This window comes from Liquorilactobacillus sicerae (genome assembly GCF_029916425.1).
In the GTDB taxonomy this organism is placed as follows: Bacteria; Bacillota; Bacilli; order Lactobacillales; family Lactobacillaceae; genus Liquorilactobacillus; species Liquorilactobacillus sicerae.
Genome location: NZ_JAHAVQ010000207.1, coordinates 1 through 467 on the forward strand (window position 1 = coordinate 1; position 467 = coordinate 467).

A 467-nucleotide genomic window follows, 5' to 3' on the forward strand; every position below is an offset into this window, starting at 1 on the left:
GGATAATTGTACGCGCAAAACGTCTTCAGCCGCTTGATCAAATTTGTCAGTATCTTCCGGCTGAAAACCAACAATCGCACGAATCCCTTTGTCAGAAAAATCATGAGCAATCTGGATCGCTCGTTGATTCCCCTTCGGATCATAACCGACTACATTCATTTCCATGACGCGAAACTCGCGTGCACGTCCAACATAAGCAGCAACGTCATGATATAAAGCATCATCGATTAAATGGGTATGGGTATCGTAAACATCCCCGGGAATTTTAGTTGGATCATAAATTGCCATGTTTCCAGTATAAAAGAAAAACACTTATTCAGTGGTCCTTTTCCAGAGCCTGTTTAGTTTTTGCTTTAATAAAATCAGCCGATTGTTTCAGTTTTGTCTGCTCATCTTCGGTAAGATCCAACTGCAGCTGCTTAATGATTCCCTTGCGGCCAAGAATAGCCGGATAGCCAAGATAGGTA

At 42.2% G+C, this 467-nt stretch carries 1 protein-coding gene; it reads right to left on the reverse strand.

Going from position 1 to position 467, the window contains the following annotated elements; translation table 11 throughout:
• A partial coding sequence (locus tag KH893_RS12020; RefSeq protein WP_281166309.1) for a TatD family hydrolase occupies nt 1-288 on the reverse strand: 288 nt, incomplete at its 3' end.
• Between the last annotated feature and the right edge of the window lie 179 nt (nt 289-467).